The following is a 22,660-nucleotide window of genomic DNA, read 5'->3' on the forward strand; positions in this document are numbered from 1 at the left end:
AAAAAAAACATAAAGTTGTGGTATTTGATTACCACAACTTTTATGACAATTAGAATAAGGAAAAAAATGCAATTATTAAACAAACAAGATGAAGCAAGAAGAAGACAAATAACTACAGGTAATTTATGGAAGACGATACTAATTCTTTCAATACCACTGGCCATATACGAGACATTTAATTATCTATATGCATTTATTGACCTTTGGTTAATATCAGGAATTAATACAAACTTTGTCACATCAGTTATTTTTATTGATGAATTAAGACTAGCTGTAACGGCTTTTGGTGGTTCAATTGCAGCTGCAGGATCAGTGATAGTTGCAAAGCACTTTGGTTCGAATGATATTGATCTTGCCAAAAGATCTGCTGCACAAGCAATTTTATTGGCTGTTATCGTATCTTTTGGTATTGTACTTGTCATGGTAAGTTTTGGTACAATTATTTTACAGTTTTTTGGAGCAACTCCTGAAATTATTGATTCTGGACTTTCTTATTATAATATCCAAATGATTACAACTGGATTAGTAGCCTTTAACTCGGTATTTATAGGTATCGAGAAAGCCAAGGGTAATACTAAAATTATACTTTATGCCAATATCATTGTAATGGCAATCAAACTGATATTATCTGCTGTATGGGTTAAAGTATTCGGTGGTGGTTTATTTGAGTTATCATTATCAAGTATGTTGGCTCAATTGATGTTAACCTTTATTGGAGTATATATTCTACTTTTCTATAAAAAGAATTCACTCAAACTAAATTTAAGTAGTTTTAAAATAGAAAATAGTTTTATGAAAGAAATATTCATACTGGCAATTCCTGTATTTTTAGGTAAGTTTTTATTTAATATGGGGAAGGTTTTCATTAATGGTATTGCATTAATGTACCATTACTATGTGGTAGCGGCATTAGGTATTAGTGGAAAAATATTTGGATTTTTTGCATCGGTTGCAAACGTATTTCATGAAACCGAAATGGCAGTTATTTCACAAAACATAGGATATAGAAGGTTGGACCGTGCAATAAAGTCATTTTATATAGCAATTACTTATGCAGCGGTTGTTTCAGTTGTAGGATTAATAATAAGTTGGTTTATTAAGGATTCAATGTTAAATTTATTAGGTAATTTTGACAGTGAACAACGTTATGTTATATTAGAAATTTATAATTATGAACAATTTAGTTTAGTATTTAGTGCACTAATATCAGCAATATCCGGATTATTTATTGGCTTTAAGAAGACAAAAGTAGTTTTTTGGATTAATATCATCAGGGTGGTTTTCTTAAGGCTTCCAGTGCTTTGGTTAATGTATACCTTCTTACCGGGTAAGAACTTTAGGGATGTTGGCTTTGTAATGTTTTTTTCTAACAGCCTAACAACTATCATTGCAGGTATTATAGCGATACGTTTTATATACACTCTAAAAACGTACGGATACCAAGATTTAAACTATCTAAAAATCGAATAAAATGTAAAAAAAAATAAATGTCAAATAACTTCTTATGAAAGCGTTGACATTTATTTTTTTATATGATAGAATATCCGTGTATTATAAACAGCGTTTATCATGATAGACGATACAATATAAAGTCCTTATCACCTAAAGAATAAATCGGTAATGCGTTGTTTGAATAAATCATCTAACGGTTTGTTAAGTTGATCATTAATATATGGAAACTCTCTAAATTCAAAATGAGACTTATCCCAAGTATGATATCTATCCTTTATATTTAAATCTATAAAGTTAGTGTGAATAAAAGTTGTTTTTCCAAATTCACGCCAAGGTCTTGCTAGAACAATATTAAAATGAGGGTCCAATGATTTTATAATACAATGATAGAAAACAAAACCAATACCATTTTCATAAGTTGAAGGTGCAGCCAGATACCCATCGTTATTAAAAATCAATGTACATTCTTTAAATAGACAATTACCACTACCAAATATAAAATCTACGTTACCGGTAATTGTGGAATTAGATATAGTGGTTTTAGTAGAAGATGTCAGTCGTTCATCCAAAGGAAGTATATGTGCATAGCGTATAGATAAGTCTTCTGGTAAAGGACCGATAAATAAAGTGTCTTGATTGCCTAAAATTTTACAGTTTAAAACACTATTGTGGTTACCGTAAATTGAAAGTGCAATAGCCTGTCCAATTCTTGGACCATGACCTGCATCATTAACAATTGTTAAATGTTTCAATACATTATTAGAACCTGTAATTGTAAAAGTTGATGTTCTAAATGTGTTATGAAGTAGACCATCTGAATGCAGTTTATAACTGTAATCATCATATACAATGATTGTATTATCTACATCTTCACCAATTAAGGTTACATTAGATGATGAAAGTTTAAGTTTTTGCCTATAAGTACCTTTAGATAAATAAATTGTATGAAAAAAATTAGGATCTAATTGATCAAATAAAAGTTGAAGATCAGTTTGGGGTGTAACGTAGTGTTGTTTCATTTGTTTGCCTCCTAAAAATAAAAGTTATATATTAATTATAAACGGAGTATAAGAAATTGACAATTAAGAAGTTTATGTGGATGGATATCTTAATCTTAACAGTATGGGGCATACTAATGGATGTTATTGCATATTTTATAACAAGCTGGATTGCAACCTCCTCATTAGAATTACCGATTACAGAATCCGTATTCATTGCTCCAAGTTTTGTAATTATATATTTAATTTATCATCGGTGGAAAGAAAAAGGATTTCTTATTAATGGAGTTTTCCTAGTATTGCATTTGATATTGTATCGTAGTCAAATATTTAGAAGTTATGAATTTGTATTAATGGTTATAATCTCTTATGCAATATTCTTACTTACAATATTTACCACTAAATATATTGAAAAGATTAAACTTGGTGGATGGCTCTATCATTTAATAGCGTTCAATATATTATATATACTCATGTTTACATCAGAATATCTTGTAGGTAGTATTTTAGGTGTTCAAGTATCCTTACTAGGTATAACAATCAGACATTTAATCAATCTAATATTATGTTCACTCATTATAATCATTATGGCAGTACAAAAAAATCTAATTATTGATATGAAAACACATTTAATTAATAGTAAAGCAGAGGAAGACATATGAATCTAACAAACAATCAATCAATTATATCTTATCAAGAGCTTGAGGCTTTAAGAGAAGAGTCCATTTATAAAGAAATGGAGGAGTCTAAGTTACATAGATACTGGTTAACAATTAAAAGACAATGGCCAATCTTTGTAATGCTCATCCCAGTACTCGTATTTTTCTTACTATTTAGATATCGTCCGATTTTAGAACTTATCATCGGGTTTAAATCATATGATGCAAACATTACAAGTAATACATTTGAATCCCCTTGGATTGGTTTTTATGCCCTAAGGGAGTTAATGTTTGGAACAAGAGAGTATACTGTATTATTCTGGAGAGCATTTAGAAATACATTTACAATCTCAATGTATGGTTTACTATTTGGGTTTCCTATCCCAATTATTCTAGCGCTTTTATTTAGTGAAATTAAAAGTGATGGATTTAGATCAATTACTCAAATCTTAACCTATTTACCTAAATTTATTAGTACTGTTGTTATTACATCATTATTATTCTTAATGTTAAGACCAGGTCAAGCAGATGCTAATATTCAACCAGGTGTAATAAACAGTTTCCTAGTCTGGTTGGGGGCAGTTCCAAACGAAACCAATCTATTAGGGAATCCTGCTTACTTCAGATCAATATTTATATTATCTGATATATGGGAGGGTGCAGGATATGGTTCAATTGTATATTTTGCAGCAATCATGTCTATTTCACCTACTTCATATGAAGCAGCTAAAATAGATGGAGCAAACAAATTAGACCAAATCAGATATGTCACATTACCGGGTATGGCACCAACATTAACAATTATGTTAATCTTACGTATTGGTGGTATATTATCGGTCGGTTATGAAAAAATCATTTTAATGACTGAAAACGAAGTGCATTGGGTTCTAGACTCAGCAGACGTATTATCAACATTTATTCTTAGATTAGGAAACGTTTATGGTTCAAGTGCAGGGTTATCTGTACCACCAGATCTAATACGTGCATTCTCAACATCTGCTGACTTATTTAACTCATTCATTGCTATGTTTCTAGTACTGGGCGCTAACTTCATTTCACGCCGTGTGTCAGATACATCATTATTTTAGGAGTCCAACATGAAAAGATTAGATACTAGTGAAATTATATTTAAAATATTAGCTTACGTACTTGTTACATTATTTGCACTTGCAACTTTATATCCCTTTATATACACAATATCTGCATCAATCTCATCAAAAAATGCGATGGATGCAGGAGCGGTTGTATTTTGGCCAGTAGAACCAGATTTTCTAGCAATCAAAGCATTCTTCCAAGAACCTGCACAAGGTGTACGTTTATGGAGAAGTTACACGAATACACTGTTCTACACATTCTACGGTACATTATTTTCAATGGTTGTATCAATATTTGCTGGATACGCATTATCAAAAAGTAATTTATTATTTAAACGCCAAATTGCATTCTTTATTATCTTTACAATGTGGTTTAGTGCAGGGTTAATGCCTACATACTATAACTACCAAGCATTACTCGTCTCAAACCGTTGGGGTATTATCTACGGTTTTGGGGTTCAAGCTTTCAATATTATACTATTAAGAAACTATTTCCAAGGTATTTCAAAAGAAATTGAAGAAGCAGCAGTTGTTGATGGAGCAAATGAATTACAATTATTAACCTCCATTTACATACCAATGAGTAAATCAGCCATAGCAACAGTAACATTATTCTATGCGCTATCACGTTGGAATGGGTATTTCTGGAACAGAATTTTAGTTTCAAATGCAAATGAACACCCATTACAAGTAATATTAAGATCAATTGTTTCAGAATCAGGTGATTCGGAAACTGGATTTGATTACCCATACTCATTAAGATCGCTTGCTTATGCAGCTATTGTATTGTCTGTTATTCCAATCATCATTATATATCCTTACTTGCAAAAATATTTTGCTAGAGGGGTTAATGTTGGTGGAGTCAAAGAATAATAAAAAAAGAAAAAGGAAAAGGAGATTTGTAATGAAAAAAATATTTTCATTATTAGCGTTAACACTAGCTTCTCTTGCTTTAATCGCTTGTACACCAAAAGAATACAAGCCAGATTTTAGTAAAGAAGTTGAATTAAACGTTGCAATTAACTATACAACTTCAGGACAGTTATATAGTATAAGTTATCAAAGGGAAGATTCATATAGCCCAGTGATGAAACCAGGTAAAACATATGTTAAAGGTGATTTATTACCAGCTTGGGAAAAAATCGGTGAATTAACTAATACAAAATTCGTCGATAAAGCTTTAGTATCTGATAAAAGTACAAATGATCAGTTTAGTAGATTATTAGATGTTGGTTTCCCTGACATTGACTTAGTTAATGGTACAGGTGCATTAATTGGGGATGCAGGTGTTCAAGGATCATTTGTTGATTTAGGTAAACACTTAGATAAAATGCCAAATATTTCAGCATTCTTTGAAGCAAACCCAGCAGTTAAACAATCAATTACATCAGGTGATGGTGGTATCTACTTTACTCCTTACTTTGATGGTATCAATGAGCTTGAACATATGTTCTTAGCACGTATTGACTGGATTAAAGATATCTTAGATGCAGAAAATACAAATGCATTTGATACTGATGTTTATGCTTTAGGTACAAATTATCAAAAAGAAACTCCAGCATCAGCAACATATACTGTAAAAGTTGCAAACGCTGATGGAACAACTCGTAATGTTACAAAAACAAGAACAACAAACGTAATTGATGTATTACGTGCTGTTGAAGTTAAATCAGGTAAAAACTTAGCTGATGCATTCCGTGGATATATTAGCCAAGTTTATGGTTCAGCTCATGGCTACGCTAAATTATCAGATATATTTGCTGGAACTGATGCATCTTATGATATTGATGAATTAGTTGCATTAATGTATGTAATTGATGCAAACCCTAAATATATCTTACGCCAAGTTCCTGCTGGTACAATCGGATCAATTGAAATGTATTTCCCACGTGAAAAAGGTGGAAACCGTGTACGTCAAATGTTTAGAGGCTTAGAAATGTTTGGTATTCGTGGAGCATCATCAAGAAACGAATGGTTATACATTGGTGAAGATGGTAAAATCCATGAAGCAAGAGCTGGAGAACAAGTTGATAAATTCATCTCTTCAGTAAATCAATTATCTAATTTAGTTAAAGATGGTTTAATTCCAAACGTATCAGGTTTTGCAACTACAAACTTACGTCAAGAATTATTAAGTGGTGCTGCACCAGCTCCATCTGAAACAAACCCAAATCCAACTGGACGTTTTGGATTCTTAACATATGATTATAATGCATCATCTACTACTACAGGTTTAATTGACAACGGTGGTAAGAAATTAGATGATGATATGGAATTCCAAGCAATTTTACCTCCAGTAATTAACTGGAAAGGTGGAAATGATTACTTCCATTTCTCAGAATCTAACCGTTCAGTTAAGAATGAAGCTTGGGGTATTCCAGCATCAATCTTAGAAAAAGATCCTTCAGTATTAGACAGAGCATTAGCAATCGTTGATGGTATGTATGATTACTCAGAAGCAGAATCATTAGGAAATATCCACCTATATGGACCAGTTGAGTGGAGAAGTGGTACAGTTCTAGACTATAATGGCGAAGCTGTATATCAATTACACCAAACTCAAGTATTAGGTTCATCAGGTGAAATTGCAACTAAAGCTAATGGTAACCACATTAACTACTTACGTTGGTTCATTGGAGCAACAATGCCAATTGGTCACGTACGTTCATTAGGTTTAGAGTATCAAACGTTAAGTGGTGATGGTATTGTAGGTATTGAAAGAATTAATACAGCTGTACAAGCTGGAGTTCTAAAAATCGCTGGTCACCAAAATGCTAACGATTTAGGAAACTTTGGTAAATTAGTTCCTACATTCTTACCATACAATGCTATCGAAATTGATGCACGTGCAAATACAACATTTAGAAATCATACAGCTGATGGTGTGTTACTTGCATTAATGAATAATGGATTCTCAGGTACACAAGATACAATTTCAGCAGCAGCATACAAAGCTTTATTAGTAACAGAAAATTATGAAACTGCATATTTAACAGCAGTTAGAGCAGCATACGCTCGTTCTTTAGGTAATTAAATTAATATTGGTTATGGTGGGAGTATTACCTCCCACCATATAACCAAAAAAAATGTTTGAGTAAGGATGTTAACTATGACAACAACGAATACAACTTTTAAAACTAAATTAGTAGATAATCTACTAAAAAACTGGAAAAAATATATATTCTATTTGATTGTATTGTTTTCTATTGTGTTATTTATTTATGCATTAGGTTTTGCAACATCTTGGGCTAGAACAGAGGTCCTTGGTAAAACCTTTAGAGCTACACAACCGCTATTTGATTTAGCAAAACAAACTAATGATATTATTGCATTATTAGCAGTAATTGGACTAGTTGGTTCCGTACTTAACTTAATGGTAGGTACGCACATTAGAAAAAAATACTATTGGACAAACTATGTTTTAATTTGGGTTGTCGTTGTATTTTCATTAGCAACTGGCGTTTACATTTTTGTTGGATCTGCTGTCCTAAAAAATGAATTTGCAAATTCATTTGCAAATTTCCAGGATGAATGGAATTATTTAATCCAACTTTCATTCCAAAGTAACGATATTAGACCGAGTATAATCGAGGCACTAAATGGTGCACTGCCATTTTTACTGATTGGTTTAATTAATGCAGGTTTAGGTATTTGGTTATTTGTTGATGAAAGATTAAAACATCAAAGTTACTTAGATAGAGAAGTTTGGGTAAATGAAACCTTAGCTAAAGTTGAAAAAGGTGAAATTAAAGTTAGTGAAAAAGTTATGAATCAAATTCCTACAGTGGATGAAGAAATTATTGACTTTACAGAAAAAGAAGTATTGGCTTATGAACATAAAGATATAGGTAAGTTTTATGAAAATCATAAACTACTTATCAATGCATCATATATTTGGACATTGTTAGTTACTGTTTTAATGATTGGGTTACCTGTCATATCAACAATAGTGGATGCACTAAATCATTATGGAATTATTGATTTTAATACGGCATCCATTGTAAATCTACATTCAAGTTTAATCGGATTTGCAACTTTAATACTATTACTTATTGGTTTAATTAATCTTGGTTCACTAAAAGTGATTCGTCAAATTAAAACAGAAGAAGTTGTTAGACAAACATTAATTGGTCATTCTATATACTTAATATTTACAACTATTTTTGGTGGATTACTATTATTACCAATCGCACTTAAAGTTCCTACAGCTAAAAATGAAGTAGATCGCATGCGTTATCAAAATAACTCTACTGGTTACACTTTAACATTTGGTGGATTAATATTCTTTATTTGGAGTCTGTTTACATCAATTAACTACTCATTATTTACTGGACTTGCTGATGAAGTTAGAGTAAAACCGGATTTTAATGTGGGTCTTGATATAACAATTTCAATTGTACTGATATTAGTTATATTCTTATCAGCAGAAAAAGTAAAAGCATACTCAATAAAATGGTCTTATGGTTTAATGGTTATTTCAGCAATTAACATTGCAAGAATATTCTATGTTCCACTATTATCATTTAATAGTAATCAAATTCCAATGGACATATTTGTACAAATTGCAATTGCACATAGTATTTCAGCAATCCTTACACTTGTTGCAGGATTTGTATCTTTAAACAAGTCTAAGAAACTAAAAGCATATTTGACTCAAGGAGGAAAATAATATGGCAACCATGAAGTTAGAAAACATTAATAAAATTTATCCTTCTGGTGTACAAGCAGTTTTCGATTTTAATATAGATATAAAAGATGGAGAGTTTATAGTTTTAGTCGGTCCATCAGGTTGTGGAAAATCCACAACACTTAGAATGATTGCAGGACTTGAAGAAATATCATCAGGCTTACTTACTCTAGATGATAAAAAAATCAACGATTTAGCACCAAAAGATCGTGATATTTCAATGGTATTTCAAAACTATGCATTATATGCACACATGACTGTGTATCATAATATGGCATTTTCACTTGTTTTAAGAAAAGAAAAAGCAGAAATTATACATGAACGTGTGATGTGGGCTGCTGATATTCTAGGATTAACCCCTTATTTAAATAGAAAACCTGCAAACCTATCTGGTGGTCAACGCCAAAGAGTTGCTGTAGGACGTTCGATTGTAAGAAATCCTAAAGTATTCTTATTTGATGAACCTTTATCGAATCTTGATGCTAAATTACGTGGTATTATGCGTAAGGAATTAAAATTACTTCATACTAGATTAGGTTCAACAATGATTTATGTAACGCATGATCAAATTGAAGCTTTAACACTTGCTGATAGAATTGTTGTCATGAGTCAAGGTTACATTCAACAAATAGGTTCTCCAACAGAGATTTATACGGATCCAAAAAATTTATTTGTGGCAAACTTTATTGGAACACCTCCTATGAATATTTTTAGAACCAAATTAAATGATGATTTATCATTTGATTTAGAAGGTACTGTAGTTGATGTTTCAAAGGTAAGTATAGCTGATAATTTAGTTAACTTTAAAAATAAAGAAGTCGTTATTGGAATACGCCCAGAACATGTTATGATAGAAGCTGATAATGGTAAAAATAAAGGTGTACCTTCAGTTGTAACAAACTATGAGTTACTTGGAGCATCTGCACTTGTTCACTTTACAATTGGTGGACAAAAAGTTATTTCAAAAGTAGATGAACGTGTTGTATTTAAGAAAGGCGATAAGATTGTATTTAACTTTAGTTTAGATAATACTTATTTCTTTGATAATGAAACAGAAAATAGAATTTATGCAATAAATCACGATAAAGGAGCGCAAGATGAATCAAGAGACTAATAAAAAACTCCCACTAAGTACATATTTTGCTATTGCGACTACTGTGATTTGGAGTATAATTACAATTTTATCACCGAATATTAAAGCGGTTGGAACCTTTATAGGTGTATTTGGTGCAATTTTAGCCCTAGCATCAGGTATGGGCGTTATTGAACTATTTTCAGAACATAAAAAAGGTTATAAAAAGTCCGTATTAAAAAACTGGGGAATATTCTTTCTTGTATTTGGGTTTGTTGTAACGGGTATATTACTGTTAAATGATTCAAGTAAATTACCAGATGAAACCTTATCATTTAAAAAACCATTTACATGGAAACGTTGGTATAAATTTAACAAGCAAAGAATACCTCTATTTTTAACAATTATTGCAGTATTATTAATTACTGGGTTAGTTGACTTTAGAGTCAATGAAATTAGATTCGAATTAAAATCACATTTTGATGCAATCAATAATCTATATTCAAATAATCTAAAATCTATGGCTACATTTATGGTTTTTGCTTTAAATTTACTTTCTATAATTCAAATATTTAATTCAGTAAGTTATTCTAAAACCAGAGCACCTTTTAATGTGATTATTTCTACCGCATTAACAGCAATCATGACTGCTGCTTATGGAGCTTATGCATATGTATTTATTATTGAACCAACTGTATCTGCAAACTATACTTATGGGTCATCAGTATACTTTTCATTAATCGTATTTGGACTAGGAATATTATTTAGTATTGCATCTACAGTATTCTCATGGAAATATATAGATTGGAAATATGTAAAAATTGAAGAATAAAAATAAAGACAATAGAATAGGCAAGCCCTATTTTATTGATAAATTCAGCACAATTAAAGCGAGTACAAAGATAGGGTTTTTAAAGTTTTGGGTAGCCGGAGTCAGTTATTTTCTTGCATTCATGACAACAGAATCCGCACTTAGATCAGATATATATGACCAATTATTTATAATGTTTTTATTAATTGGGTTATTAACGGAATATGTAACAAATAAAATTATTTATCATATGGATCGACCTGACCAATTAACACTACAATATTTACCTTTTAAAGCTAATAAAGATCGTAAGAAGTTAGTGTCATTACTACTGTCATTACTTTATGCTGCAATTATGATAGGTGAAGCACTCATACTTCACACAATTGTTGTTGAAGTATTCCAATTCATTGGCATACCAACATTAGGTGAAATATTATTAGGTGTAAAAAGTGGAATGGATCCAATAAGTTTTGGGTTATATATTTTACTACTTGATATGATTTGGTATAAAGGCAGAAAAGTTATAATTAAGGAGAAGTAAATATGCAAATTGTATTTAAATCGGCAACATCAGTAACAATAGAACTACTAAATAATGACGTTTATTATGCGAAAGAAGCTTATAATGTATTATTAGATGGCAAGTTAAAATTAGAAAATGTAAAAACAAATGTATTTTCTATTTATGGATTAAGTCCAGATACAAACTATGAAGTATCTGTAAATGAAAAAAAAATATCTGTTAGAACAGACACATATTCAAAGTTTATGGATGTAAAAGATTATGGAATAATATCAGATGGTATATTTGATAATACTTTAGCAATTCAAAAGTTGCTTGATGAAACGCCAAAAGATGCTTATATTTACTTTGGACCGGGAACTTATTTTACAGCACCAATATTTTTAAGAAGTAATTTAACAATTGAACTTGCTAAGGGTGCAACCATTTTAGGTGAAACTGATCGTAATAAATACCCAATATTAAAAGCTCAAATTATTAGAGAAGATGGTTCAATTTTTGAACAATCAAGTTGGGAAGGAACACCTGCTGATACCTTTGCATCACTTATTACCGGTATAGAGGTTCATAATGTAAAAATCATTGGTGAAGGTATTATTGATGAAAATGCTCAAAATTCTGACTGGTGGGTAAATCATAAAGTTATGCGCGGTGGCGCATGGCGACCAAAGGGTGTGTTCTTAAGTCATTGTACGCATATAGGACTTCAAGGAATTACAGTTAAAAACACACCATCTTGGAATATACATCCATACTTCAGTAGTCACCTAGATTTTATTGATATTAAATTAGAATCTCCTTCTGATTCACCAAACACTGATGGATGTAATCCTGAAAGTAGTGACCATGTAAATTTAATTGGAATTAAATTTTCTGTAGGTGATGATTGTATTGCAATTAAGTCGGGTAAGTATGAAATGGGAATGAAATACCGTAAACCTACTGAAAAGATGATTGTAAGAAACTGTTTTATGGAACATGGACATGGTGCTGTTGTATTAGGTAGTGAGTGTTCAGGTGGTATTAGAGATTTAACTGTTGAAAAATGTTATTTCTACAAGACAGACCGTGGTTTGAGAATAAAAACAAGACGTGGTCGTGGAGAATCAATGGTTATTGATGGTGTAACATTTAATAACATTTTAATGGATGAGGTACGTACACCACTTGTAGCAAATATGTACTATTTCTGTGATGATGATGGCAAAACAGAGTATGTTTGGAGTAAAGAAGCGCTTAAAGTAGATGAAAGAACACCATTTTTAGGATCATTTACATTTAAAAATATCGTTGCTAAAAATACACATGCAGCTGCTGGATTCTTTTATGGATTAAAAGAAAAACCTATCAAATCTATCACATTAGATAATATAGAAGTTACTTACAGTGATAATCCTGAGCCCTTCGCTCCAGCTATGATGAGTTTTTTAGAACCTCAAGTCAAACAAGGGTTTCAGTTTAGAAATGTAGATGAAGTGATTATAAATAATGTTAGAATTAGTGGTCAAGATGGAGAAGATTATCTTTTCGAGAATGTCCCTAAAATTGTAAAGAAATAGTAAATATATTAAAAAAATTAGATTATTACTTAATTTTAAGTTATAATCTAATTGTATGTACAAAATGATAAACAGTGTATGATAAAGGAGATAATCGTTTATGAGTAATCAAAATGTTTTACAAAGAATTAAGGAAGTTGGCGTGGTTGCAGTAATACGTGCAAACACAGCTGATGAAGCTATTAAAGTTTCTAAAGCAGTACTAGCTGGCGGTATACCAGCAATTGAGTTAACATTTACTGTGCCTGGCGCTGTAAGTGTATTAGAAGAACTATCTAAAACTTTTAAACCTGAGGAGTTAATCTTAGGTGCGGGTACTGTACTTGATGCTGTAACAGCAAGATTAGCAATACTTGCTGGTGCTACATATATTGTATCACCTGGATTTGATCAAGCTACTGCTGAAGTATGTAACTTATATGGTGTACCATATATGCCTGGATGTTTAACAATTACCGAAATGTTAAATGCTCAAAGAGCAGGTGCACAAATAGTAAAACTATTCCCAGGATCAGCATTTGGACCATCTTATGTAAAAGCTATTCGTGGACCACTTCCAGATATTCAAATCATGCCGACAGGCGGGGTTTCTTTAAGTAACGTTAAAGAATGGGTTAACAATGGTGTTGTAGCTGTAGGTGTTGGTGGTGAATTAACTGCACCAGCTAAAAATGGAGATTATGAAGGCGTAAAACAAAATGCTATTGCATTTGTTAATGCTGTTAAAGAAGCTAGAAAGTAATATGAATAAAAAAATAGTAACCTTTGGTGAGATTATGCTAAGGCTTACGCCACCTAATTATGGAATCATTGAGGATGCTCATGATTTTATGGCAACATATGGTGGAACAGAAGCAAATGTTGCAATTTCACTTGCTCAATTTGGACATTATACAAGTTTTGTATCTAAACTTCCTAAAAATCAACTAGGAGAAGCTGCTATTAAATTCTTAAATGCAAATAAAGTAGATACAAATTTTGTTCAAATGAAGGGTGATAACATTGGTATATATTTTTTAGAAACAGGCTTTGGTATTAGACCTTCTAAAGTTTTATATAACCGTAAATCTTCTGCGATGACAACTTTAAAAGTGGAAGATATAAATATTGATGCATTAATTAAAGATGCAGGATGGTTTCACTTTAGCGGAATTACACTTTCATTATCAGAAGATGTTAGAAAAACTGTTTTAGCAGTTATTAAAAAAGCAAAACAAAATGGAGTATTTATATCCTTTGATAGTAATTATAGGAAATCATTATGGCCAATTGAGATTGCAAAAAAAGCATATATGGAAGTTGCTCCATATATAGATTTATTTTTTGCAACACCTTTTGATGCCCATAATTTATTTGGGATTGATGAAACATATGAGGGTAGTTATGCATTAAAGCAACTACTTGAAAAAACAAATGCAACCTATGTATTTGGATATGAAAGAAATGTTTACCAAGCAAACGAAAATGAATTAAAAGCTTATGTAGTAAAAAAAGATTTAGTACTTCAAACTAAACCAATAAGATTTCAAATATATGATCGTATTGGTGGTGGTGATGCATTTGCTGCAGGAATAATTCACAGTTTAATAAAAACAGAACATGACAATTTAGAATTTGTACTTGATTTTGGATTATCAACGTCTGTATTAAAACATACCCTATGGGGAGATGCATTTAAACTAAGTGAGTTAGATGTATTAAATTTTATGAAGAATCAAAGTAAAGAAGTCGTTAGATAATTAAAAAAAATATGAATTTTAAGGAGTAATTTTTATGGCTAAAATTGTAACACTTGGAGAAATTATGTTAAGACTGTCTACACCAGGAGTTTCTAGATTTGTACAATCAGAAAGTTTTGATGTAGTTTATGGTGGTGGTGAAGCAAACGTTGCTGTGTCTGTTGCGAATTATGGACATGATGCATATTTTGTAACTAAACTTCCAGATCATGAAATTGGTCAAAGCGCAATTAATGCACTTAGACGTTATGGTGTGGATACATCATATGTTGTTCGTGGTGGTGAAAGAGTAGGTATTTATTATTTAGAAACTGGTGCTTCAATGCGTCCATCAAAAGTAATTTATGACCGTGCAAATTCAAGTATTGCTACTGCAAAATATAGTGAATTTGATTGGGAAGGAATTTTTAAAGATGCAAAATGGTTCCACTTTTCAGGAATTACACCAGCTTTATCAGATGATGCAGCAGAACTAACAAAAGTTGCTCTACAACAAGCTAAAAAATTTGGCGTTACAACCTCTGTTGACCTAAACTATCGTAAAAAATTATGGACTCCAGAAAAAGCACAAAGCATCATGAGACCTTTAATGCAGTATGTTGACGTATGTATTGGTAATGAAGAAGATGCAGAATTAGTTTTAGGATTTAAACCTAAAGGTGTTGATGTACATTCAGGAAAACTAGATATTAAAGGATACCATACAATATTTAAAGAAATGAAAGAAGCGTTTGGTTTTAAAATGATTGCAACTTCATTAAGAGAATCATACTCTGCAAACCATAATGGTTGGAGAATATTACTATATGATGGTAATGATTTCTTCGAATCAAAACGTTATGAAATTAACCCAATTGTTGACCGTGTTGGTGGTGGAGATTCATTCTCAGGTGGTTTAATCCATGGATTATTAACAAGAGGAAATCAAGAAGCATGTGAATTTGCTGCAGCGGCAAGTGCGCTAAAACATACAATTCCAGGAGATTTCAACCAAGTTTCTGAACAAGAAGTTATGACATTATTAAAAGGGGACGCATCTGGAAGAGTTCAGCGATGAAAGAAAACAGAAGTGTTAACAGAATCTTATCAATCTTAGAATTAATCGCTGCACATCCTGAAGGTTTAACCCTCGGTCAAATATATCGTGAACTAGATATGCCTAAAGCAACAGCATATGATTTTTTACAAACGCTTTATAAAGCGGATGCAATATACTATAAAGATCCAAGATTAAAAAATTATGTGATTGGATCTAAGATGTTTGCTATTGGCTCTGTTTATACTAAAAACTCTAGTTTAATTGAGGCATCTGTTTATGATTTAAGAAACTTTGCTAATGAATATGGAAAAACAGTATTTATTACAAAAGAAACAGATGATCATTATGTTCATATCTTTAAATATCAACCAACAAATTCATTAATATTTATTAATGAGGAAATCGGTTTTGTTTCACACGATTATGAAATTTCACCTATTGGACGTGCATTTAGAATATTTACTTCAAAACGTAGTGAATTAAATGAAGAAGAAAAACAAGAATATGATCAAAAATTTGTATTAAGTAATAGTCAACAAGGTCATATTTCACAAATTTGTATACCTGTAAAAAACTTTGAAAACAGAGTTGTTGGTATGATTAGTGTTTCAGATTTATGGCAAGATATTCCAGAAAAACCAGAAGTGATTCAAACCCTATTAAACATCTGTAGATCTATTTCAAAAAGATTAGGATATTTAGGTGGGGACATATAAAATTGGTGTGCGCGCCCATGATATTGGTAAATTAAGCGCACACGATTTAGCAAACGCTGTAAAATCATTTGGGTTTGATGGTGTACAGTTAGTTTTTCCAAAAGCACTTGGTAAAAATGTATTAGATGTAAACTTATATGAAGTTAAAAGTTCCTTTAATGATTCTATTATGTTACTTGGTGCATATTTTAATATGATTCATCCTGATAGTAGTGAAATTCATAAGGGTATTGATAATTTCATTAACAATATACATGCCGCTAATAAACTCAATGTTAAGTATGTTGCAACTGAAACAGGTTCACTCATGGGAAGTCCGTGGGGTTATGTTCCTGAAAATCATAGTGACGAATCTTTTAATAAAGTTAAAGTAGTTACAAAAAAACTATTAGAAGTTGCTGAAGAATATAATGTTAATGTATTAATAGAAGGAGCTTTTGCTCACACAATTTATAGTCCACAAAGACTACATCAACTAGTAACTGAATTAAATCATCCGAATTTAGATGTGATTATAGATGTATATAACTTTTTAAATATTGATAACCACTTATCACATGTTGAAATCTTAAAGGATTCATTAAAACTATTAAAGGATCATATTAAAGTTATCCATTTAAAAGACTACATTGTAGAAGATAATAAACTTAAACAAGTAGGTCTTGGTAAAGGAATTATGAATTATAAAAAAACATTTGAATTGTTGGAAGAATGCCATAATTCACCCTATTTGGTCTTCGAAGGTGTAAATAAAGAGGACCTAACCTCGAGTTTAGCGTTCATAAATGATATAATAAAAAAAGAAGGAGAATGATAATATGAAAATAGATGTAAGATATAATAATCATCCGGAAGATTCAAAAAAATATGACACTCAAAAATTAAGAGAAAGATATTTAATTGAAAAAATATTCGTTCAAGATGATTTAACATTAACATATTCACATCATGACAGAATTATTGCTGGAGGAGCTTTCCCAGTAAATAAAGAAGTGAAATTAGGTTTAACTAAAGAATTAGGTACTGAGTACTTCTTAGAGCGCCGTGAAATGGGTATTATTAACGTTGGCGGAGACGGCTATATTTTAGTTGATGGTAAGAAATATGATATGGTACACAAAGATGGTTTATATATTTCAAAAGGAATAAAAGAAGTTGTCTTTGGTTCAAATGATAAATCTAAACCTGCTAAATTTTATATTAATTCAGCACCTGCACATAAAGTACTTCCAATCGTTCATATTCCATTTAAAAATGCGAATCCAAGAAAAGTTGGAGACAATAAAAATTTAAATAGTAGAACAATCTACCAATATTTAAATCCTGCTGTATTAGAAACTTGTGCATTACAAATGGGATTAACTGAACTTGAACCAGGTAATGCTTGGAATACAATGCCAGCACATACACATGACAGAAGAATGGAAGTATATTTCTACTTTAATTTATCTGATGATGACATCGTGTTTCACTTAATGGGTCAACCACAAGAAACAAGACATATCGTTTTAAGAAACGAACAAGCAGTAATATCTCCATCATGGAGTATACATGCTGGTTTTGCAACATCAAACTATACCTTTATTTGGGGTATGACAGGTGAAAACCAAACATATGATGATATGGACTTCATCAAAACTACAGATTTAAAATAATATAAGGAGAATAAAATATGGCATATATTGATAAATTTTCATTAAATGGAAAAGTTGCATTAATAACTGGAACATCCACAGGTCTTGGACAAGGTATCACACTTGCTTATGTACAAGCTGGAGCTAAAGTTGTTGGTGTAGACTACATGGCTACTCAAGAAGACACAGTAAATAAAGTTAAAGCTTTAGGCGGTGAATTCACACCTGTTCAAAGAGATTTAATTAAAGCAACTCCAGAAGATCTTAAAGAACTTGTAAAATTAGTTGTTGAAACATACGGTAAATTAGATATTGTTGTAAATAACGCAGGTATTATTTTACGTGAAGACTTAGTAAACTTCTCACAAGATTACTGGGACCGTGTTATGGCAATTAACTTAGATACAGTATTCTTCTTATCTCAAGCAGCTGCTAACCAATTCATCAAACAAGGTGAAGGTGGTAAAATCATTAATATCGCAAGTATGTTATCATTCCAAGGCGGAATCCGCGTACCATCTTATACAGCATCTAAATCAGCTGTAAAAGGTATAACAATGGCATTCGCTAACGAATTAGCTAAACATAATATCAATGTTAATGCAATCGCTCCAGGATATATGGCAACAAATAACACACAAGCATTACGTGAAGATGAAACACGTGCTGGTCAAATTCTAGAAAGAATTCCTGCAGGTCGTTGGGGAACTCCAGACGATGTTGCTGGTCCAGCAGTATTCTTAGCAAGTGAAGCAGGTTCATACATTAACGGATTTACATTAGCTGTTGATGGTGGCTGGTTAGCTAGATAATTTTTAAATAGAATTATAAAAAAATGGAGGCACCGCACCAAATAGATGTGGTATTGCCTCCATTTTTATTTATATAAAAATTAAACTTTAACAAAAAACTTAAAAATTATAAACTAAAATAGTTTTCTAAGAACTTACCAACACCAGCATCATTGTTATCATGTTCTAATATTTTATCAGCGACTTGTTTAAGTTCGGTTGTACCATTAGGCATTGCAATTCCTAAATTGACACCTTTAATCATTTCAATATCATTTAATCCATCACCAAATGCAATCATGTTTTTTTGATCAATTCCAAAGTGATCAGCAACCCAGTTTATTGCAGATAATTTTGATGAATTAAATTTATAGATTTCATAAACAGCATGTTTAGAATCATGACCCCATAATCTAAAGCCTAATTCACCTTTTAACTTTTCGGTAATAAAATGTTCGAATTCACTCATAAAAGGTGTGGATACTAAATATATCATGCCTGTAGGCGTATGCCATAAATCATTAAAATCTGCATGAATAATTTTAGCATTTTGACTTCCCATAAAGATATTATGTAAACGGTCTAAATATTTATAAGCATAAATATGATCGCCATATGAATAAAAAGCGGACTCTAAGTGAGGCTTTGTAAAGTTAAAAAGACTATGTGCTATTTCTACTTGGATTCCATCTGTTACAATTTGGAATTGAGGATTTTTAGGTTCTCTAATGTTTCCACCGTTATCGGTTATTACAGGGGTTTTCAAATCAAGTTCATTATATATATCAATGGTTGCATGAAATGGTCTACCGGTAGCAAGAACGACCATATGCCCTTTTTCTACTAACTTTTTAATAACCTCCTTATTTTTTTGAGGTACTTTAGAATCATCATTTAATAACGTGCCATCTAAATCGATAGCAATCAAGTGTTTTTCCATATAACCATCCCTTTCATATATTTCTTTAATTATCGCATATTAAATGTATTCTTACAAGTTTATATGCCTAATTATGGCTTAAATATAGTATAATTTATGTAAAGGTAGGTAATTTCAAGACATGATATGGGACTTAGGTTTTATTCAATTAAATATTGGTTGGCTAATCGCATTTTTTACAGGTGTTGTCTTTGGAGTTATATTGCTTTCTATGTGGTATATCGTTGCAGTGATTGCATCTTTAAACAAGGGAATGAGACGTACTAAAGTACAAGAAGAAGATATTGATGAAAAAGAGATTCAGTGGCTAATAGAAGATGCACATAAAACATTTAAAAATAAAGAGTTAAGAAATCGTATAGGATATGGACAACACTTACTAAATACCGCTTTGGAACTCAGTTCTGATATTGCAACTAAGTTTTATCCACGAAGTAAATATCCATATTTAGAATTATCTCTTGATGAATCACTTGTATTGTTAAAATATGTTTCTGATAGATTTGATGAATTGTTAGAAAAACCAATATTAAAAATGTTTAAAGGAATTACTCTGCGCAGATTAATTACATTAAATGATGCTAAAGTAAAACTAGATAAAAACCTACTAGTTCGTACAACAAATAAACTTAAATTAAATGAAATATTTAAACAATCGATGATGGCATTAAATGTTGTAAATCCTATCTACTGGTTTAGAAGATTGGTACTTGATAATGTAACCAATGCTGTCATGATAAAACTTGGATTAGTAATTATATCTCTGACCGGAGAAGAAACATATAAAATATATTCTAAAAAAGTATTTAATCAAGAATCAACAATTGATAGTGGAATTGATGATTTATATAATGATATTGAAAAGACCTTAAAGGAGGATGCACCAAGTGAAACGTAAAAAGAAAAAAATAGATGTTTATGAGCAAACGTTTAAAATCCCTCAAATACCTAAAATTGATGGTATTCGTTCCACTTATAAGTATGTAAAAGAAAGATTTGTATCCCCTCTTTTTGGAAGTGATGTAAAAGATGAGGTTCATGTACCATTTGTAGTTAATGTTATCGGCGATAAGGTAAAAAAATATGATGCATTTAGAACTAATCCTAAAATGACAGATGATGAAACTCAAAAAAATGGTGGAAAATATTACGAATTTAAAGAATCAATCATTAATAAGGAAACAAGAAAACGAATATTTGGAATTGATTCATATCATAACAAAGATAAAATTGATGAAAAAGAAGTTCATGAAGTTGAAGAAGATGTCATTAAACCTGTCATTCAAATTGAAAAAGATGAGAACAGCCAGTTACCTCCTTGGATGCGTGGTAAAAATATCGAAATCGAACCAATTGAAAAAAGTGAGATTTTAATCGAAACACATGAACGTTCAAAAAAAGATATTCAAGTAAAAACAAACTTCAACCAAAACTATGAAGCTGATGATATTAAACCTAATAATCAGTTTAAAGTTGAAAGAAAAGAAGTACCTATTTATTCCAATAGTTTAGAAAAAACTTATGATTTACCACCACTGTCAATATTGGGTAAGTTAGAGCGTAATGTTGATGATAAGCCACAATGGTTATTAGAACAAGTAGAAATTATCAATAGAACCTTAAGAGATCATTCAGTAGAAGGTGAGGTTGCTAATTCTAAAAAAGGACCTACCGTTACCAGACATGAAATCTCTTTAGAACCAGGTGTTCCTGTAAAAAGAATTAGCGCACTTCAAGACAACTTGATGATGAATTTAGCAGCTAAATCCTTAAGAATTGAAGCACCAATTCCCGGAAAACCTTTTGTAGGTATTGAAGTACCAAACAAAATTGCTGATATTGTATCTTTTGGAAATGTAGTCGATCATGCTGACTTTTTAGAAGATCATAATCATCCACTTAAAGTAGCATTAGGAGAAGATATTGACGGTACAAATATTTATGTTGATATTGCAAAAATGCCACATGGACTGATTGCAGGTGGTACAGGTAGTGGAAAATCTGTTTGTGTGAATTCAATATTAATTTCTTTACTGTTAAAAAATAAGCCGGAAGATTTAAAACTTATATTAATAGATCCAAAAATGGTAGAGTTAACACCTTATAATGATCTACCACATTTAATCACGCCTGTTATAACTGACCCTAAAATGGCTGCAACTGCACTCAGTTGGGTCGTAGATGAAATGGAAAATAGATACAAAAAATTTGCATCTACACGTTCAAGAGATATAAAAAGTTATAACGATAATATAAGTAAAGGCTTTATAGATGAAGAAAAAATGCCTTTAATTGTTATAGTGATTGACGAATTAGCAGATTTAATGATGGTTGCTGCACATGATGTTGAGGATGCTATCCAAAGAATAACTCAAAAAGCTAGAGCTGCTGGAATCCATTTATTAGTGGCAACTCAAAGACCAACTGTAGATGTTATTAGAGGTACAATCAAATCAAATATTCCAACACGTATTGCATTTAGAGTGTCAAGTTTTACAGACTCTATTACGATTTTGGATAATGCTGGTGCTGAACAGCTATTGGGACGTGGTGATATGTTACTAAAGGAAGCAGATCGTCCAATACGTCTACAAGGTGCTTTTATTTCTGATAAAGAAATTGATACTGTAATTGACTTTATTAGAAAGCAAACAAAACCAAATTATGTACTCAAACATGAAGATTTAAAATATATCGTACAAGCTAAAGAAACCATTGATGATGAAATTTTTGCAACAGTGGCAGAATATGTTGTATTAGAAAACAATTGTTCAATAAATTCAATACAAAAAGAATTTAATATTGGTTTTAACCGTGCTCAAAAGATCGTCACATTACTTGAGCAATATGGAATCGTATCTAGCCAACAAGCAACAAAAGCACGTGAAGTGTTGGTTACAATGCCAGAATTACGTGAAATACTAGATAAAGCAGGATTATAAA

General features: G+C 31.3%; 21 protein-coding genes. 19 read left to right on the forward strand and 2 right to left on the reverse strand.

What is annotated here, in order from left to right; translation table 11 throughout:
• The first annotated feature begins 66 nt into the window (after window positions 1-66).
• Window positions 67-1,470 carry an MATE family efflux transporter gene (locus G324_RS0100640; protein WP_025724464.1) on the forward strand — a complete coding sequence of 468 codons (1,404 nt, stop codon included), beginning with the start codon at window positions 67-69 and terminating at the stop codon, window positions 1,468-1,470.
• 128 nt (window positions 1,471-1,598) lie between these two features.
• Here G324_RS0100640 and G324_RS06995 read toward each other — a convergent pair whose 3' ends face one another.
• The gene (locus tag G324_RS06995; protein ID WP_162146766.1) at window positions 1,599-2,471 is read right to left on the reverse strand and encodes a pectinesterase family protein; all 873 of its coding nucleotides are present in this window, start codon (window positions 2,469-2,471) and stop codon (window positions 1,599-1,601) included.
• Between the two features lie 80 nt (window positions 2,472-2,551).
• Between G324_RS06995 and G324_RS0100650 the strand changes: the two genes are divergently transcribed.
• From G324_RS0100650 to kduD, 16 genes are all read left to right on the forward strand, one after another.
• The gene (locus G324_RS0100650) at window positions 2,552-3,112 is read left to right on the forward strand and encodes a hypothetical protein (RefSeq protein ID WP_162146767.1); all 561 of its coding nucleotides are present in this window, start codon (window positions 2,552-2,554) and stop codon (window positions 3,110-3,112) included.
• A complete protein-coding gene (locus tag G324_RS0100655) occupies window positions 3,109-4,197 on the forward strand; it encodes an ABC transporter permease (protein WP_025724467.1) in 1,089 nt (362 codons plus the stop codon). Before G324_RS0100650 ends, G324_RS0100655 begins: the two co-directional genes overlap by 4 nt.
• Before the next feature lie 9 nt (window positions 4,198-4,206).
• On the forward strand, window positions 4,207-5,076 hold the full coding sequence (locus G324_RS0100660; RefSeq protein WP_025724468.1) for a carbohydrate ABC transporter permease: 870 nt from the start codon (window positions 4,207-4,209) through the stop codon (window positions 5,074-5,076).
• Between the two features lie 31 nt (window positions 5,077-5,107).
• The gene (locus G324_RS0100665; RefSeq protein WP_025724469.1) at window positions 5,108-7,237 is read left to right on the forward strand and encodes a type 2 periplasmic-binding domain-containing protein; all 2,130 of its coding nucleotides are present in this window, start codon (window positions 5,108-5,110) and stop codon (window positions 7,235-7,237) included.
• Between the two features lie 75 nt (window positions 7,238-7,312).
• A complete protein-coding gene (locus G324_RS0100670) occupies window positions 7,313-8,872 on the forward strand; it encodes a hypothetical protein (protein ID WP_025724470.1) in 1,560 nt (519 codons plus the stop codon).
• Window position 8,873: 1 nt separating this feature from the next.
• Window positions 8,874-10,004: an ABC transporter ATP-binding protein gene (locus tag G324_RS0100675; protein ID WP_025724471.1), complete on the forward strand. Its 1,131-nt coding sequence runs from the start codon at window positions 8,874-8,876 to the stop codon at window positions 10,002-10,004.
• A complete protein-coding gene (locus G324_RS0100680) occupies window positions 9,988-10,794 on the forward strand; it encodes a hypothetical protein (protein ID WP_025724472.1) in 807 nt (268 codons plus the stop codon). The genes G324_RS0100675 and G324_RS0100680 overlap by 17 nt, the downstream gene beginning before the upstream one ends.
• Entirely contained in the window at window positions 10,784-11,317 is a 534-nt protein-coding gene (locus tag G324_RS0100685) for a hypothetical protein (protein WP_025724473.1), read from the forward strand. Before G324_RS0100680 ends, G324_RS0100685 begins: the two co-directional genes overlap by 11 nt.
• Before the next feature lie 2 nt (window positions 11,318-11,319).
• Window positions 11,320-12,858, forward strand: a complete 1,539-nt coding sequence (locus tag G324_RS0100690) for a glycoside hydrolase family 28 protein (RefSeq protein WP_025724474.1) — start codon at window positions 11,320-11,322, stop codon at window positions 12,856-12,858.
• Between the two features lie 100 nt (window positions 12,859-12,958).
• A complete protein-coding gene (locus G324_RS0100695) occupies window positions 12,959-13,600 on the forward strand; it encodes a bifunctional 2-keto-4-hydroxyglutarate aldolase/2-keto-3-deoxy-6-phosphogluconate aldolase (protein ID WP_025724475.1) in 642 nt (213 codons plus the stop codon).
• 1 nt (window position 13,601) lies between these two features.
• On the forward strand, window positions 13,602-14,597 hold the full coding sequence (locus G324_RS0100700; RefSeq protein WP_025724476.1) for a sugar kinase: 996 nt from the start codon (window positions 13,602-13,604) through the stop codon (window positions 14,595-14,597).
• 34 nt (window positions 14,598-14,631) lie between these two features.
• Window positions 14,632-15,654 (forward strand): sugar kinase, encoded by a 1,023-nt coding sequence (locus tag G324_RS0100705; RefSeq protein ID WP_035357054.1) that lies wholly within the window; start codon window positions 14,632-14,634, stop codon window positions 15,652-15,654.
• Window positions 15,651-16,352: a helix-turn-helix domain-containing protein gene (locus G324_RS07545; protein WP_025724478.1), complete on the forward strand. Its 702-nt coding sequence runs from the start codon at window positions 15,651-15,653 to the stop codon at window positions 16,350-16,352. Before G324_RS0100705 ends, G324_RS07545 begins: the two co-directional genes overlap by 4 nt.
• Complete coding sequence (locus G324_RS0100715) at window positions 16,339-17,166, forward strand: sugar phosphate isomerase/epimerase family protein (protein ID WP_162146768.1); 828 nt, start codon at window positions 16,339-16,341, stop codon at window positions 17,164-17,166. Before G324_RS07545 ends, G324_RS0100715 begins: the two co-directional genes overlap by 14 nt.
• 4 nt (window positions 17,167-17,170) lie before the next feature.
• On the forward strand, window positions 17,171-18,007 hold the full coding sequence (kduI, locus tag G324_RS0100720; protein ID WP_025724480.1) for a 5-dehydro-4-deoxy-D-glucuronate isomerase: 837 nt from the start codon (window positions 17,171-17,173) through the stop codon (window positions 18,005-18,007).
• A 17-nt stretch (window positions 18,008-18,024) separates the two neighbouring features.
• Window positions 18,025-18,798: a 2-dehydro-3-deoxy-D-gluconate 5-dehydrogenase KduD gene (kduD, locus tag G324_RS0100725; protein WP_025724481.1), complete on the forward strand. Its 774-nt coding sequence runs from the start codon at window positions 18,025-18,027 to the stop codon at window positions 18,796-18,798.
• Window positions 18,799-18,904: 106 nt separating this feature from the next.
• On the opposite strand, the gene G324_RS0100730 is transcribed toward kduD, so the two are convergent.
• Complete coding sequence (locus tag G324_RS0100730) at window positions 18,905-19,717, reverse strand: HAD family hydrolase (RefSeq protein ID WP_025724482.1); 813 nt, start codon at window positions 19,715-19,717, stop codon at window positions 18,905-18,907.
• Between the two features lie 121 nt (window positions 19,718-19,838).
• Between G324_RS0100730 and G324_RS0100735 the strand changes: the two genes are divergently transcribed.
• Together G324_RS0100735 and G324_RS07005 are read left to right on the forward strand one after the other, a co-directional pair.
• Window positions 19,839-20,615: a hypothetical protein gene (locus G324_RS0100735; RefSeq protein WP_025724483.1), complete on the forward strand. Its 777-nt coding sequence runs from the start codon at window positions 19,839-19,841 to the stop codon at window positions 20,613-20,615.
• Window positions 20,605-22,659, forward strand: a complete 2,055-nt coding sequence (locus G324_RS07005; protein WP_025724484.1) for a DNA translocase FtsK — start codon at window positions 20,605-20,607, stop codon at window positions 22,657-22,659. The genes G324_RS0100735 and G324_RS07005 overlap by 11 nt, the downstream gene beginning before the upstream one ends.
• Window position 22,660: the final 1 nt, after the last annotated feature.

Source organism: Acholeplasma granularum ATCC 19168 (assembly GCF_000526235.1).
In the GTDB taxonomy this organism is placed as follows: Bacteria; Bacillota_I; Bacilli_A; order Acholeplasmatales; family Acholeplasmataceae; genus Acholeplasma; species Acholeplasma granularum.